5 protein-coding genes are annotated in these 15077 nt (G+C 70.4%); 4 read left to right on the top strand and 1 reads right to left on the bottom strand.

Annotation, left to right across the window (positions count from 1 at the left end; genetic code table 11):
- Both ACIBQ1_RS39210 and ACIBQ1_RS39205 read left to right on the top strand, forming a co-directional pair.
- The coding region (locus ACIBQ1_RS39210) for an SDR family NAD(P)-dependent oxidoreductase (RefSeq protein ID WP_397284961.1) at nucleotides 1–3869 on the top strand (3869 nt) is incomplete at its 5' end.
- Between the two features lie 64 nt (nucleotides 3870–3933).
- Complete coding sequence (locus ACIBQ1_RS39205) at nucleotides 3934–11205, top strand: SDR family NAD(P)-dependent oxidoreductase (protein WP_397284958.1); 7272 nt, start codon at nucleotides 3934–3936, stop codon at nucleotides 11203–11205.
- Between the two features lie 49 nt (nucleotides 11206–11254).
- Here the strand turns inward: ACIBQ1_RS39205 and ACIBQ1_RS39200 are convergent, their stop codons facing one another.
- The gene (locus ACIBQ1_RS39200; RefSeq protein WP_397284956.1) at nucleotides 11255–12214 is read right to left on the bottom strand and encodes a TetR/AcrR family transcriptional regulator C-terminal domain-containing protein; all 960 of its coding nucleotides are present in this window, start codon (nucleotides 12212–12214) and stop codon (nucleotides 11255–11257) included.
- Between the two features lie 251 nt (nucleotides 12215–12465).
- Here ACIBQ1_RS39200 and ACIBQ1_RS39195 point away from each other — a divergent pair, with 251 nt between their 5' ends.
- Complete coding sequence (locus ACIBQ1_RS39195; RefSeq protein WP_397284954.1) at nucleotides 12466–13986, top strand: MFS transporter; 1521 nt, start codon at nucleotides 12466–12468, stop codon at nucleotides 13984–13986.
- A 242-nt stretch (nucleotides 13987–14228) separates the two neighbouring features.
- Nucleotides 14229–15068 carry a class I SAM-dependent methyltransferase gene (locus ACIBQ1_RS39190; protein ID WP_397284952.1) on the top strand — a complete coding sequence of 280 codons (840 nt, stop codon included), beginning with the start codon at nucleotides 14229–14231 and terminating at the stop codon, nucleotides 15066–15068.
- The last annotated feature ends 9 nt before the right edge of the window (nucleotides 15069–15077 follow it).

The raw sequence follows: 15077 nt of genomic DNA, 5'->3' as shown, positions 1-15077 counted from the left end.
CCACCACCCCCATCACCTGGCACAACCTCCTCCCCACCCACACCACCACCACCGACCTGCCCACCTACCCCTTCCAACACCACCACTACTGGCTGCGTCCGACATCGGCTGCCACAGACGTGAACGGACTGGGCCAGGCCCCCGCGGACCACGCTCTGCTGGGTGCCGCGGTGGAGCTGCCCGACCAGGGCGGTGTGGTCCTGACGGGGCGGATCTCGATCGCCACGCATCCCTGGCTGGCCGATCACGCGGTGGGCCAGAAGGTGCTGTTCCCCGGCACCGGGTTCGTGGAGTTGGCGGTGCGCGGGGGCGACGAGGTCGGTTGCTCGGTAGTGGAGGAGCTGACGCTCGAGACGCCGCTGGTGATCGAGAAGGACGAGTCGGTCCTGATCCAGGTGGCCGTGGCAGCCGCCGACGACGGCGGACGGCGCGAGGTGGCGGTGTACGCCCGCAGCGGTGACCGGCCGTGGACGCGCCATGCCGCCGGCATCGTGGCCGGGGCGGACGGCGAGGCGGCGGAGTTCGACTGGAGCCAGTGGCCGCCGGCGGGAGCGCAGGCCGTGGACGTGTCGGACCACTACGAGGCGGTGGCCGCCGCCGGGTACGGATACGGGCCCGCCTTCCAGGGGCTCAAGCGGGCCTGGGAGCGCGGCGGAGAAGTGTTCGCCGAGGTGGAACTGGCCGAGCGGGAGGCCGACGAGGCCGGTCGCTACGGCATCCACCCTGCGTTGCTGGACGCGGCCCTGCACGCCATCGGCGTGGCCGACCGGCTCTCCGACGCCGCCGACGAGAAGGTCGCGCTGCCCTTCGCCTGGACGGACGTGCGGCTGCACGCCTCCGCCGCCAGCCACCTGCGGGTACGCCTGCACCGCGCCGAAGACGGCGCGGTGACCATCGAAGCGGGCGACTCCGCGGGACAGGCGGTGGCCTCGATCGGCTCGCTGATCCTGCGCGAGCTCGCGGACCAGAAGCTGCCCGCGGCCGTGTCCCTGTCGTCGCTGCTGCGAATGGACTGGGTGCCGCTGGCGGGCGAGCCTGCGGACGCCTCGGCCGGAGACGTGACGATCGTCGGCGAACGGTGGCCGGCCCTGGCCGCGGCCGTCGAGTCCGCCGGTGGCGGCCTGGCGGAGTACGCGGATGTGGCGGCGCTGGGCGCGGCGCTCGCATCCGGGCACAGTGCGCCCGGAGCCGTGGTGCTGCGCCTGGACGCCGAGGCGGACGGCCGAGGACCGCTGGAGGAGCTGCGGTCGGAGCTGGATCGGGCCGTGCGCGTACTGAACGACTGGCTGGCCGACGAGCGGCTGGCCGATACCCGGCTGGTGCTCGTCACCACCGGTGCGGTGACCACCGGCACCGAGGCCGGCGGCGCGCTTGCCGGGGCGGCGGTGTCGGGTCTGGTGCGCTCAGCGCAGGCAGAGGCCCCGGGCCGGATCCTGCTGGTCGACCTGGACGGCGCGGCCGAGTCGCTCACCGCCCTGGTCTCCCTCCTGAGCATGGAGGACGAGCCGCAACTGGCGGTACGCGCCGGTCAGGTCCTGGTGCCGAGGCTGGCCCGGGCCGACGCCTCCGACGAGCTCCAGGCGCCCGAGGGCGGGAGCGGGTGGCGGCTGGACAGCCCCGCCAAGGGGTCGATCGACGGCCTGACCCTGATCCCGGCGTCCGAGGCCGACCGCGAGCTGACCACCGGCGAGGTACGGGTGGAGGTCCGCGCGGCCGGGCTGAACTTCCGCGACGTGCTCAACTCGCTGGGCATGTACCCGGGTGAGGCCGGGCCGATGGGCGTCGAGTTCGCCGGTGTCATCGCCGAGGTCGGACCCGGTGTGGCCGGGCTGCGGGTTGGCGATCACGTGATGGGCATGGGCGACGGGACGTTCGGTCCGCGGGTCGTGGCTGATCATCGGATGATGGCCGGGATGCCGCGGGGGTGGAGCTTTGCTCGTGCGGCTTCGGTTCCGGGTGCGTTCGCGACCGCGTGGTACGGGCTGGTCGATCTGGCCGGGCTCACCCGCGGTGAGCGGGTGCTGATTCATTCCGGTGCCGGTGGCGTCGGCATGGCGGCCATCCAGATCGCCCGTCATCTGGGCGCGGAGGTGTTCGCCACCGCCTCACCGGCAAAGCAGCACCTGTTGCGCGCGCTGGGGGTGGCCGATGACCACATCGCCTCCTCCCGGGATCTCGACTTCGCCGACGCGTTCGCGGCGGTCACCGGCGGGGCCGGGGTGGATGTGGTGTTGAACTCGCTGGCCGGGCCGTTCACCGATGCCTCACTCGACCTGCTCACTTCGGGTGGCCGGTTCATCGAGATGGGCAAGACCGACCTGCGCGATCCGGCGGACGTCGCGAACGCCCGGTATCACAGCTTCGACCTGATGGACGCCGGGCATGAGCGGATCGGGCAGATCCTGGCCGAACTGCTGGACCTGTTCGCCCAGGACGAGTTGGCGGCGCTCCCCGTGCGGTGCTGGCCGGTGCAGCAGGCGCGTCAGGCGTTCCGGCACATGGCCCAGGCCCGCCACACCGGCAAGATCGTCCTGACCATGCCGCACAGCCTGGATCCGGACGGCACGGTGCTGATCACTGGCGGCACCGGCGGGCTCGGCGCGATCCTGGCCCGCCATCTGGCCACCGGCCACCAGGTCAAGCACCTGCTGCTGGCCTCCCGAAGGGGCGAGCAAGCCCCCGACGCCGATCAGCTCCGAACCGACCTGGAGGCGGCAGGCGCGACGGTCGACCTCGCGGCCTGCGACCTGTCCGATCCTGCGCAGGTCAGCGCGCTCCTCGACCGGATCCCGGCGGAGCGCCCGCTCACCGCGGTCTTCCACGCCGCCGGGGTGGTGGACGACGGTGTGGTCACCTCCCTCACCCCCGAGAAGATCGACCGCGTACTGCGCCCGAAGGCGGACGCCGCCTGGCACCTGCACCAGGCGACCCAGCATCTGGACCTGGCCGCGTTCGTGCTCTACTCCTCCTCGGCCGCCACCCTCGACAGCGCCGGGCAGGGCAATTACTCCGCCGCCAACGCCTTCCTGGACGCCCTGGCCGTCCACCGCCAGAGCGCCGGTCTGCCCGCGCAATCCCTCGCCTGGGGAATTTGGGCGCCGGAGACGGGTGGCATGACCCGCCGGCTGAGCGGGATCGATCTGGAACGGCTGGCTCGCTCGGGGTTCAGCGCGATGGGCGCCGACGAGGGCATGCAACTGCTGGACGCCGCTCTCACCAGGTCGGAAGGCTTCCTCGTACCGCTGCCCATGGACACCCGCTCGCTCGCCGCACGCGAGGACGGCATCCCCGCCGTCCTGCGCGGACTGGTCCGACCTCCCGCGCGCCGCACCGCGCAGAGCGCACCGGCCGCGGACGACGGCGAGTCGGCGCTGCAGCGGCGCCTGGCCGGGCTGTCTCCGGCCGAGCAGGAGCACGTTCTGGTGTCGCTGGTCCGTACGGAGGCCGCCGGCGTGCTGGGGCACGCGTCCGAGGAACAGGTGGGCCCGGACAGGAGCTTCAACGAACTCGGGTTCGACTCCCTGACGTCGGTGGAGCTTCGCAACCGGCTGAGCCGGGCCACCGGGCTCCGGCTGCCGGCCACGCTGATCTTCGACTACCCCACCGCGGTCGCCATCGCCGAGTTCCTGGGGAGCCAGGTCCTGCCGCAGAAGGAGCCGGTCGAGTCGCAGGTGCTGCACAGCCTGGACGAGCTGGGCCGGCTGCTGGGCAAGATCCCCACCGACGTCGAGGCGCGGTCCGAGATCACGGTTCGCCTCCAGAAGCTCGTGGACGAGTGGCGTGGCGGCCCGTCGGGTGCGAACGAGGAGAAGGACGTGCGTACGGCGAGTGCGGACGAGCTCTTCTCGCTGATCGACAAGGGCCTCTGAGATCCCGACCCGGTTGTCCGACAGGTAACGCCAACTCGAAGACCCCTTAGGAAGGTGGGACGTCATGGCTGACGAAGAGAAGCTCCTCGCGTACCTGCGGCGGGTGACCGAAGACCTCCAGCAGGCCAACCGACGTCTGCGTGACGTCGAGGCCAAGGAGCGCGAGCCGATCGCGATCGTGGGCATGGCGTGCCGCTACCCCGGTGGGGTGAACTCGCCCGAAGACCTGTGGAACCTGGTGCTGGACCGCGAGCAGGGGATCGTACCGTTCCCGAAGGACCGGGGCTGGGACCTGGAAGCGCTCTACGACCCCGACCCGGACAGCAGTGGCACGACCTACGCCCGTGCGGGCGGCTTCCTCGAAGGGGCGGACGAGTTCGACCCGGCGTTCTTCGGGATCAGCCCGCGCGAGGCCGTGGCGATGGACCCGCAGCAGCGACTGATGCTGGAGGTCGCGTGGGAGGTCCTGGAGCGGGCCGGGATCCATCCGGCTTCGTTGCGAGGCACTGCCGCGGGCGTCTTCATCGGCGCCTTCGCCAACGACTACGAAGTGGGACGAGGCCCCCTGCCCGAGGGCAGCGAAGGCTACCTGGGCACGGGCAACTCCAGCTCCGTCATCTCCGGCCGGGTCGCCTACACGCTCGGGCTGGAGGGCCCGGCGGTGACGGTGGACACCGCCTGCTCCTCCTCGCTCGTCGCCATCCACATGGCCTGCCAGTCGCTGCGCGCGGGGGAGAGCACGCTCGCGCTCGCGGGCGGCGTGACGGTCATGGCCACCCCGGAACTCCTCGTGGACTTCAGCCACCAGCGGGGCCTGGCGCGAGATGACCGCTGCAAGGCGTTCTCCGACGAGGCCGACGGCACCGTCCTGTCCGAGGGCGTCGGGGTGCTGGTGCTGGAGCGGTTGTCGGACGCGGTGGCGCGTGGTCGTCGGGTACTGGGGATCATCCGGGGGTCGGCGGTCAACCAGGACGGTGCGAGCAACGGGTTGACGGCGCCGAACGGTCCTTCGCAGGAGCGGGTGATCCGTCAGGCGCTGGCGAACGCCGGGGTGTCGGTTTCGGAAGTGGACGTGGTCGAGGCCCATGGCACCGGGACGGCGCTGGGCGACCCTATTGAGGCTCAGGCGTTGCTGGCCACGTACGGGCGGGATCGGGATGCGGCCGAGCCGTTGTGGCTGGGGTCGCTGAAGTCGAACATCGGTCATACGCAGGCCGCCGCCGGGGTGGCCGGTGTGATCAAGATGGTGATGGCCGCTCGTGAGGGTGTGCTTCCGCAGAGTCTGTATGTGTCGGCGCCCACGACTCATGTCGATTGGGAGCGGGGCCGGGTGCGTCTGTTGGAGCAGGCGCGGGAGTGGCCGCAGCCGGAGGAGCGTCCGCGGCGGGCGGGGGTGTCGTCGTTCGGGGTGAGCGGGACGAACGCGCACGTGATCGTGGAACAGGCCCTCGACCTGCAGTCGCTGCTCGTTGCCGCCGATGAGGGCGGCCTGAGCGGGGATGCCGCGCACCAGGACGCGCCGCAGGGTGACCTGCGAGGCGATGACTCGGACACGTCTGCAGGCGTGCCGGTGGTGTCGGGTGTGGTGCCGTGGGTGGTGTCGGGGCGTGGCGAGGAGGCGTTGCGGTCGCAGGCGGACCGGTTGGCCGATCGGGTGGCGGGTTCGCCTGGGGTGTCGGTTGCGGGTGTGGGGTTGTCGTTGGTGGGTTCGCGTGCGGTGTTCGAGGACCGTGCGGTGGTGGTGGGTGCGGGTCGCGAGGAGTTGTTGTCCGGGCTGCGGGTGCTGGCGGCGGGTGAGTCTGACGCGCGGGTGGTGACGGGTTCGGCGTCGGGTCGGCGGGATGCGGTGCTGGTGTTCCCGGGTCAGGGGGCGCAGTGGGCGGGGATGGGCGTGGAGCTCGCGCAGGCTTCACCGGTGTTCGCGGCGCGGTTGGAAGAGTGTTTCGCGGAGATTCGCCGGTGGGTGGATTGGGACCCGGCGCAGGTGCTCGCCGACGCCGAGGGGAGCGGGCTGGACTCGATCGAGAGACTGCAGCCGGTCGCCTTCGCGGTCGGGGTCGCGCTGGCCGCGCTGTGGGAGTCCGTCGGCGTCCGCCTCTCCGCGGTGGTGGGGCATTCGCAGGGTGAGGTGGCGGCCGCCTGTGTGGCCGGGGTGCTGTCACTGGCTGATGCGGTGCGGGTGGTGGTGTTGCGCAGTCGATTGTTCGCGGCCGAGTTGTGGGGGCGTGGCGCGATCGCGGCTGTGGGTCTGCCGGCCGAGGTGGTCCGGGAGCGGCTGGGTGCGGGGTTGGAGGTGAGTGCGGACAACGGGCCGGCCTCGTGTGCGGTGGCTGGTCCGGTTCTGGCGTTGGAGGGGCTGGTTGAGCGGTTGCGTGGTGAGGGGGTGCGGGCGCGGGTGATCGCGACCACGGTGGCCTCGCATTCGGTCATGGTGGAGCCGCTGCGTGAGCGGTTGCTGGACATGCTGGGTTCGGTCAGGCCCGAGGCGGGCCGGGTGCCGTTCTATTCGACGGTGACCGGCGGGGTGCTGGCGGGTTCGGAGCTGGGGGCGGAGTATTGGTTCGCCAACGCCCGCCGTCCGGTGGACTTCCAGGGTGCGGTGCGGGCGTTGCTGGCTGATGGGCGTTCGGCGTTCATCGAGGCGAGTCCGCATCCGGTGCTGGCGATGGCGGTGCAGGACATTCTGGATGCCACCGGTATGCCTGGGGTGGCGGTCGGGTCGTTGCGCCGGGGTGAGGGTGGCGCGGATCGGTTCGTGCGTTCGGTGGGTGAGGCGTTCGTCGCGGGTGTCGGGGTGGACTGGCAGGCGTTTCTGCCTGCCAGTGACAAGAGCGCGTTGGTCGAGCTGCCCACCTACGCCTTCCAGCATCGGCGTTATTGGCTGGAAGGCGCCCCGGTGGGGGTGTCGGACGCGGGTGGGCTGGGCCAGACGCGGGTGGATCACCCGCTGCTCGGCGCTGCCGTCGAGCTGCCGGATGACGGTGGCGTGGTGGTGACCGGCCGGATCTCCACCGCCACCCACCCCTGGCTGGCCGACCACGCGGTGGGGCAGACGGTGGTGTTCCCCGGCACCGGCTTCGTGGAACTGGTCGTGCGCGCGGGTGACGAGGTCGGCAGCCCGGTGCTGGAAGAGCTGACCCTGGAAGCGCCGCTGGTGATCGAAGGCGAGGAGTCGGTCCAGCTGCAGGTGGCGGTGACCGCCCCGGGTGAGGACGCACGGTGCGACGTTTCCGTGTACGCCCGCACCGGCCGGCGACCCTGGACCCGCCACGCCACCGGCACCCTCACCCAGGCGACCGTCAGCGCAAGCTCGTCCGATGGGCAGTGGCCGCCTGCGGGAGCGCGCCCGGTCGAGGTGTCCGGGCACTACGAGAGGCTGACCGAGGCCGGGTATGGCTACGGCCCGGCCTTCCAGGGGCTCAAGCGGGCCTGGATCCGCGACGATGAGGTGTTCGCCGAGGTCGAACTCGACGAGCGGGAAGCCGCCGAAGCCGACCAGTACGGCATCCACCCCGCTCTCCTCGACGCCGCACTGCACGCCACCGGCCTCGCCGACAACGGCGAGCAGGGTAAGGGGACGGAGCTGCCGTTCGCCTGGAGCGGCGTGGAGCTCCTGGCCTCCGGCGCCCGACGCGTGCGGGTCCGCGTCACTCCGGCAGAGGGTGGCGCCTGGAGCATCCGGCTCGCCGATGGTACTGGTGCTCCGGTCGCGGCTGTCGCGAGTCTGATCACGCGCCCGCTGCCCGCCGGCGGGCTGTCGTCACGCACACAGCCCGGGCACGAGGCGCTCCACCGGCTGGAATGGGTGATTCCCCGCAGCTGGAACCCGCCTTCGGCCGAAGGGGCGATAGCTGTTGTGGACGCGGCCGGTGAAGACGGCGGCGTCACCGACGCTCTGCGCCGCAGCGGGCTGAAGGTGCGCGCATACGCCGACCTGCACGCGGCGGCGACCGGCGACGACGACCTCACGACCCTGGTCATCGCGCTTCCTCAGGCGGACGGCCGAGGACCGCTGGAGGAGCTGCGGTCGGAGCTGGACCGGGTCGTAGGCGTGCTGAGCGAGTGGCTGGCCGACGAGCGGTTGGCGGAGACCCGGCTGGTGCTCGTGACCGCCGGTGCGGTGACCACCGGCGCCGAGGCCGGCGGCGCGCTTGCCGGGGCGGCGGTGTCGGGTCTGGTGCGCTCGGCTCAGACGGAGAACCCGGGCCGGATCCTGCTGGTCGATCTCGATGCCGCGGCTGAGTCGCTGACCGCGCTGGGCTCGCTGCTGGCGGTGGAGGACGAGCCGCAGCTGGCGGTACGTGCCGGTCGGGTGCTGGTGCCGAGGCTGGCCCGGGCCGACGCCTCCGGCGATCTCCAGGCGCCCGAGGGCGGGGGCGGGTGGCGGCTGGACAGTCCCGTCAAGGGGTCGATCGACGGCCTGACCCTGATCCCGGCGCCCGAGGCCGACCGCGAGCTGACCACCGGCGAGGTACGGGTGGAGGTGCGAGCAACCGGGCTGAACTTCCGCGACGTGGTCGTGACGCTGGGCATGGTGCCCGAACAGGGCGGGGCGATCGGTGGCGAGTTCGCCGGTGTGGTCGCCGAGGTCGGGCCGGGTGTGGCCGGGCTGCGGGTCGGGGATCGGGTGATGGGGCTGGGCGAGGGGACGTTCGGTCCGCGGGTCGTGGCTGATCGCCGGATGATGGCCGGGATGCCGCGGGGGTGGAGCTTTGCTCGTGCGGCTTCGGTTCCGGGTGCGTTCGCGACCGCGTGGTACGGGTTGGTCGATCTGGCCGGGCTCACCCGGGGCGAGCGGGTGCTGATTCATTCCGGTGCCGGCGGCGTCGGCATGGCCGCCATCCAGATCGCCCACCATCTGGGCGCGGAGGTGTTCGCCACCGCCTCACCGGCAAAGCAGCACCTGTTGCGCGCGCTGGGGGTGGCCGATGACCACATCGCCTCCTCCCGGGATCTCGACTTCGCCGACGCGTTCGCGGCGGTCACCGGTGGGGTCGGGGTGGACGTGGTGTTGAACTCGCTGGCCGGGCCGTTCACCGATGCCTCCCTCGACCTGCTCACCCCCGGTGGCCGGTTCATCGAGATGGGCAAGACCGACCGCCGTGACCCGGCCGACGTCGCCGTTACCCACCCCCAGGTGCGGTATCGAAGCTTCGACCTGATGGACGCCGGGCATGAGCGGATCGGCGGCATGCTGGCCGAGATGCTGGAGCTGTTCATCAGCGGCGGGCTGGCGGCGCTCCCCGTGCGCTGCTGGCCGGTGCAGCAGGCGCGTCAGGCGTTCCGGCACATGGCCCAGGCCCGCCACACCGGCAAGATCGTCCTGACCATGCCGCACTACATGGATCCGGACGGCACGGTGCTGATCACCGGCGGCACCGGCGGACTCGGCGCCATCCTGGCCCGCCACCTGGCCACCGGCCACCAGGTCAAGCACCTGCTGCTGGCCTCACGACGAGGAGAGCAGGCACCCGACGCCGACCAACTGCGCGCCGACCTGGAAGCGGCAGGCACGACGGTCGAGATCGCGGCCTGCGACCTGTCCGACCCCGGGCAGGTCAGCGAGCTGCTGCAGCGTGTCCCCGCCGAGCGTCCGCTCACCGCCGTTTTCCACACCGCCGGAGTGCTCGACGACGGCGTGGTCACCTCCCTCACCCCCGAGAAGATCGACCGCGTACTGCGTCCGAAGGTGGATGCCGCCTGGCACCTGCACCAAGCCACCCGCCACCACGACCTGGCCGCGTTCGTCCTCTACTCCTCCTCAGCAGCCACCCTCGACAGCGCCGGACAAGGCAACTACTCCGCCGCCAACGCCTTCCTCGACGCCCTGGCCACCCACCGCCACACCACCGGCCTGCCCGCACAATCCCTCGCCTGGGGACTCTGGCACCAACCCAGCGGCATGAGCGCCCACCTCACCACCACCGACATCACCCGCATCGAACAAGCCGGCTACCACCGCATCACCACCACCCAAGGCAACCAACTCCTCGACACCGCCCTGACCACACCCCAACCCCACCTCCTCCCCCTCCCCATCAACACCCACACCCTCAGCAACCGCCCCGACGGCGTACCGGCCATCCTCCGCGGGCTCGTCCGCACCCCGGCCCGCCGGACCGCCCACTCCGGCGGGCCCGGCCCGGACGACAGGTCGGGGCTGCAGCGGCGCCTGGCCGGACTGTCCCCGGCCGAGCAGGTCGACGAGCTCACGCTGATGGTGCGCGAGTGCGCGGCGAAGGTGATCGGGTACAGCGAGCCGGAGGCGATCCGGGCGGAGCAGAACTTCCTCGAGGCGGGGTTCGACTCGCTGACCGCAATGGAGCTGCGCAACGTCCTGAGCAAGGCGACGGGGGTGCGGATGCCGGCGACGGCGGTCTTCGACTTCGGCACCGCCGTGGGGCTGGCCCGGTTCCTGGCCGAGGAGATCGCGATCGACGCCGCCGGCGGGACGTCCCCCGCCGGCGCGGCGGAGCAGGACGGGAGCGGGTCGCTCAGCTCGCTGCTGCGCGCGGCGGCTCCTGCCGGGAAGCTGCAGGACGGGCTGGACATGCTGGAGGCCGCGGCGAGGCTCCGGCCGTCGTTCGGGACGCTGGACGAGCTGGACCGCCCGTACCCGCCGCTGATGCTGGCCTCTGGCCCGGGGCTGCCGAAACTGTTCTGCTTCAGCACGCCGATGGCGCTGGGCGGCGCGTCGCAGTTCGCACGGCTGGCCGTGCACTTCCAGGGAGTGCGTGACCTGTACGCGCTCCAGGTGCCGGGCTACGCCCCGGACGACAGCCTTCCGGACAACGTGGACGTCGTGGTGCGCATGTGGGCGGAGTCCATCCGGGAGACGGCCGGCGACGATCCGTTCGTCGTGGTCGGCTACTGCGGCGGGGGCAACTTCGCGCACGCGGCCGTCACGTACCTGGAGCGGATCGGGGTACGCCCGGCGGGGCTCGTCCTGCTGGACACCTTCCTGCCGGACAGCGGCGTCATCGACGAGCTCGGCGGCCAGATGCTGGAGGGGATGTTCGACCGGGCGGAGACGTACGGCCCCTTCAGCGACACGCGGATGACGGCGATGGGGCGGTACTACCGGCTCTTCAGGGAGACGGAGGTGGAGGGGATCGAGACCCCCGTCCTCTTCCTCCGGCCGGACACCCCCCTGCCCTCCGGCCCCGAAGGGGAGAGGTCGCGCGACGGGAACTGGCGGGCCTCCTGGCATCTGCGACACGACCTGTGCGAGGTCCGCGGCGACCACCTCACGATGATGGAGGGCGAGTCGGCGTCCATCGCACAGGCCGTGGAGGGATGGCTGAAGCCGTCCGACGGGCGTTCGCACGGCGCGTGAGCGGCGAACGACGGAGATGGTGAGACCGAGTCGGACAGGGGCGACAAGGTCAGTGATCCTCGGTCAGGGGCGGACCCGAGCGGGGCCACAGCCGAGGGGGAGAGGGGGACCGCCCCGTCTCCCCCTCCAGGAACCGCGCGATGCCGTCGAGGAGACGCTGCAGGCTGAACTCGAAGATCTCCTCCAGGTCCGCGATGACCTCCGGGCTGTTGCGGAGCGCGGCCTGCCGCGGATACCTGTCGGTTCCCAGCTCTTCGAGCACCGCGGGCACCTTCACGGATCGCCACTGGCTCAGCGAGATCCCGCCGCCGCGCCGTTCGGAGGCGATCTCGCTCACCCGGAGCAGGGCGAGCCCTTGGGCGATGCCGCTCACGCCGAGATAGATCCGGTGGGTCGTGACGGGGTCAAGACCCAGGCCGTCGAACGCGCCCAGGCCGCGTTCGAAGCGGGCGAGGAGGCTGGGGACGAGCGGCGGCTGGACCGTCGCGATGACCTCCAGGACCCAGGGGTACGTCGAGTACAGCGCCCACTCCCACCGGGCCGCGGCCTCGAGCTCGGCCCGCCAGCCCCTGGGGCCGCGGGGCTCGGAGTCCCCGCCTTCGCTGAACACGGCCTCGACCATCAGGTCGATCAGCTCGTCCTTCCCGTCGATGTAGTTGTACAGCGACATCACCTTGACCCCGAGCACGTTGGCGACGTGCCGCATGGACATGCTCTCCAGACCGTCGGCGTTGGCGATCCGGATGGCGGTCCACACGATCCGCTCCCGGGACAGACCGGCGTCGGTCCGATGGGGATCCTCACGCGTGACGCGCCCGCTGGGGGCGGGACGCGCCGGAGGGGGAGCCGGAGGCCGGTCGCTCTTCTTCTCCCGCCAGGTTTCCTGGCCGGTTCGCGACTCGAGGCGGGCGCGGTAGGCGCGGGCCTGGCACGAGCGCGAGCAGTAGAGGGGCCTGCGTCCGCGGGAAGGGGCCGTCAGCTCCTTCCCGCACTGTACACACGTCAGCATGGCAGCTTATTTTCGTCACGATCTTTCATTGTGATGAAATTATATCACGCTCTGAATGTGACGAAAAGAAAAGTGGGTGCTTGTGACGAAAATAATCTTCATTCAAGGCCGCCAGTCAGGAGATATCCGCGAGCAGCGGGGATGTAGGGGGAATGTAGGAGAAGCTGTAAACATTTGCTTGACGAGGTTCTTCTGTGTGATGACATATGGTGTACTGTAAGCGTTACGTACACAGTATGAGAGGGGTGTGAATGGCTATCGTTGAAAGCGGCGCCAAAGCAGGGTGGAGACAATGGGCCGGTCTGGCGATCCTCATGCTGCCCGTGCTGCTCATCTCCATCACGGTGACGGTGCTGTTCTTCGCGCTCCCGTCTCTGACCGCCGAGCTGGAACCGAGCGGCACGCAGCAGCTGTGGATCGTTGACATCTATGCCTTCCTGTTGGCCGGGCTTCTCATCCCGATGGGCAATCTGGGCGACCGGATCGGCCGCAGGCGGTTGCTCCTGGTGGGCGCGGTGGTGTTCGGCCTCACGTCGGCCATAGCGGCGTACGCTCCCACCACCGAGTTGCTCATCGTGGCGCGTGGCCTGCAGGGAGCCGCGGCGGCGACGCTGATGCCGCCGACGCTCGCCCTCATCCGGGTCCTGTTCACCGATGCCCGTCAGCTCCAGATGGCCATCGCCATCTGGGCGGCGGTGTTCACTCTCGGCAGCGTGGCCGGGCCGATCGTCGGCGGGTGGCTGCTGGAGATGTACTGGTGGGGGGCGGTCTTCCTGATCAGCGTCCCGATCATGATCCTGTTACTGCTGCTCGGCCCGCTCCTGCCGGAATACCGAGACCCCAACCCCGGCAAGTTCGACATCCTCAGCGCGCTGCTCGTCCTCCTCGCCGCCCTGCCGATGGTCTACGCGGTGAAGCTGATCGCCGAGCAGAACCTGTCCCCGACGATGTGGCTCGCCGCCGCGATCGGGCTGCTGTTCCTGACCTTGTTCCTGCAGCGGCAGCGGAAGCTGTCAGACCCGATGCTCGACCTGGCGCTCTTTCGCCGCCAGGCGTTCACCGTGTCCCTGATCACCGCCACCCTCGCGGTGTTCGCCCTGGTCGGGACGTTCTACTTCATCACCCAATACCTGATGTCGGTGCTCGACATGCGGCCGATCGTGGCCGGCCTGATGACCGTGCCGACGGCCGTCAGCTCGGCGGCGGGCTCGGTGCTCGGGGCGGTGCTCACCAAGTGGATCCGGCCCGGCTACATCATGGGCTCCGGCATGCTCTTCGGGGCCATCGGCTTCCTGCTGATCTCGCAGCTGGGCACGGACGTCAACCTGCCATTGCTGTTCGGCGGGCTGTTCCTGCTGGGCTGGGGGATCGGGTCGGTGCAGGCACTGGCGTCGAGCATGGTGGTCGCCACGGCGCCGCCCGAGAAAGCGGGATCCGCCTCGGGGCTGTTCGAGTCCTCCACCGAGTTCGGGCAGGCACTCGGGGCGGCCATTCTCGGCAGCATCGGGGTGGCCGTCTACCGCAGCACCCTCGCCGGGGATCTGTCGCCCGACGTGCCGCGTGATGCCGCCGCGCTGGCGAACGAGACCATCGGCGGCGCTATCTCGGTCGCCGGCGAGCTCCCGCAGGCGGTGGGCGCGGCCCTGGCCGCCGTGGCGCGCGAGGCGTACGTCGACGGCATGCAGGTCGCCTCGCTCGCGGGCGCGGGCATCATGCTGGTCATGGGGATTCTCGCGTTCATCAACCTCCGGGACGCGGAGAATCCTTCCTGACACTCGGATACATCGGACGAAACGGAATTGGTAAACGGGGGCGCCCGAGTGACCGGAAGACCGGATCAGAAAAAGGGGGGATAGCACCATTGAGTACATGAGAGAATCCGGGCACTCTTCGAAGTATAGACAAGAGTCTTCGCGAGACGAACGCGATTGATCCTCGGTGCGTTCGCGTCGGCAGGCATCGGTGCGCTGCCCTGACCGCGGGCCGCCCTTATTGTCGGAGGGAAGTCGGAGACATGTACGACCAGAGCAGTCATACCTTCTTGAATTTCAAGGGCTATGGCGCGGTACATGAAACCGGCACCCCGGCCGACGACTTCCGGGAGAACGCCCGGGACGACTACCGGACGACCGTCGAGCAGACGGCCGCCTTTCTCGCCGCCAAGGCGGGGATCAACGGTTCGTGCACGGTGCTCGAGGTGGGCGACGACTGCGAGTGCCTGCTCATCTACCTCGCCAAGTGGTTCGGCTGCCGCGGCGAGGGGATCTTCGAGAGCGCGGAGTACGTCAGGTTCGCCCAGGACCTGTGCACGAACCAGATACACCGGATCGACATCGGGTTCCGGCGGGCATCGGTGACGCGGCTCCCGTACGAGCCCGGGAGTTTCACCCATGTCGTCAGTCACGGCGCCCTGCACAAGGTGCCGGACAAACCCCACAGCTATTCGGAGATCCGCCGCGTGCTGCGAAAGGGGGGCGTCCTCGCCTTCAGCGATTTCTACCAGCCCCGGAAATGGATCAGCGCGCGCACCCGCACCGAGGTCTACGACAAGTTCGGCTGGAACGACGGGTACACGCTGCTGAAATACCATTCCGCGCTGGAGGAGGCCGGCTTCGAAATCGATTCGGTCTTCAACGTGACCGGATTCCTCCGCCGGACGTTCGAGGGGAACGCGGAGGCGGCCCGGACGCGCGCCGAGCAGATGACCGACGCCGAGGCCCGGGACAAGATGCTCGCCTTCTCCTCGTCGTGCGAAGAAGTGCAGACCGCGATCGACCATGGAGAGGTCGGCTGGGCGGTCTTCGTTGTCCGCAAGCCGGACGAGCCCGACCCGGAGGCCCCGGATGCCGCGTAGCGCGGGTGG

Source organism: Nonomuraea sp. NPDC050153 (genome assembly GCF_044460125.1).
GTDB lineage: Bacteria > Actinomycetota > Actinomycetes > Streptosporangiales > Streptosporangiaceae > Nonomuraea.
This window is presented reverse-complemented; position numbering and strand designations above follow the sequence as displayed.